We start from the raw sequence: 906 nt of genomic DNA, 5'->3' as shown, positions 1-906 counted from the left end.
TGCCGGCGGATCGATAGCCTCTCATGATCGCGCTGAAGCAATCCTCGGCGATCCGGCGCGCTCATCTTCCGGACCTCCTGGCTAAGAAATCTCGCTCGACAGTCAATTGTCCGATCTTGGCGTGGAGTTTCTCGACCTCCAGTTCGTGGGCCGCCTCGCCATCCCGACCAGCGCCCGCGTCGAACGCCCGAACCGCTTGATCCTGAAGCTGCTTCTTCCACGCATAAATCTGGTTCACATGCACCTGGTAGCGCTGCGCCAGATCCGTAACCGTTGATTGCTCTCGCAGCGCCTCCAAAGGCGATCTTTGCCTTCAGCGCCGCTTCGATTTTCCGTCTCGTCTTCTTCATGGTCCGCTCCGTTTATCAAAACGGAACTGAACCTCCTCCGAATTGATGGACACCTGTAGTAGGCTCGACGAGCCAGGAGGTGTCGGATGGAAGGACGTCAACGTCGGTCGTTTACGGATGACTACAAGCGTCAAGCGGTTGATCTCGTAGCGTCGAGCGGGCGCTCGATCGGATCTGTTGCCAGGGAGCTCGGCCTGCGCGATTCCGTGCTGCGGCGGTGGGTGGAGCAGCGGGGGGCCCGACTGGAGCCGACGGCGGCGACGCGGCGCCCCACAACGCAGGCGACGCTGCCGTCGGCGGACCACGCGGCGGAGATCGCGCGTTTGCAGCGGGAGAACGAGCGGCTGCGCATGGAGCGCGATATTTTAAAAAAGTCCATTGCGATCTTTGCTGGAGTTCCGAAATGAGATTCCGCTTCATCGAAGATCGCCGCGCCGACTATCCGGTGATGATCATGTGCGACGTGCTCGGTGTCTCGCCGGCCGGCTATTATGCCTGGCGCTCGCGCCCGGAGAGCCAGCGATCCGCCGCCAATCGTGAGCTCATCGACGACATC

Annotated in this window: 1 protein-coding gene and 1 pseudogene; one reads left to right on the top strand and one right to left on the bottom strand. The window is 61.4% G+C overall.

Annotation, left to right across the window (positions count from 1 at the left end; translation table 11 throughout):
- Positions 1 to 61: 61 nt before the first annotated feature.
- Positions 62 to 238, bottom strand: a complete 177-nt coding sequence (locus tag HCN50_RS34950; protein WP_376700354.1) for a hypothetical protein — start codon at positions 236 to 238, stop codon at positions 62 to 64.
- 198 nt (positions 239 to 436) lie between these two features.
- On the opposite strand from HCN50_RS34950, the pseudogene HCN50_RS32990 reads away from it, so the two are divergent.
- A pseudogene (locus HCN50_RS32990) lies at positions 437 to 906 on the top strand (transposase); the annotation flags it as partial.

Source organism: Bradyrhizobium archetypum, from assembly GCF_013114835.1.
Classification (GTDB): Bacteria; Pseudomonadota; Alphaproteobacteria; order Rhizobiales; family Xanthobacteraceae; genus Bradyrhizobium; species Bradyrhizobium archetypum.
This window is presented reverse-complemented; position numbering and strand designations above follow the sequence as displayed.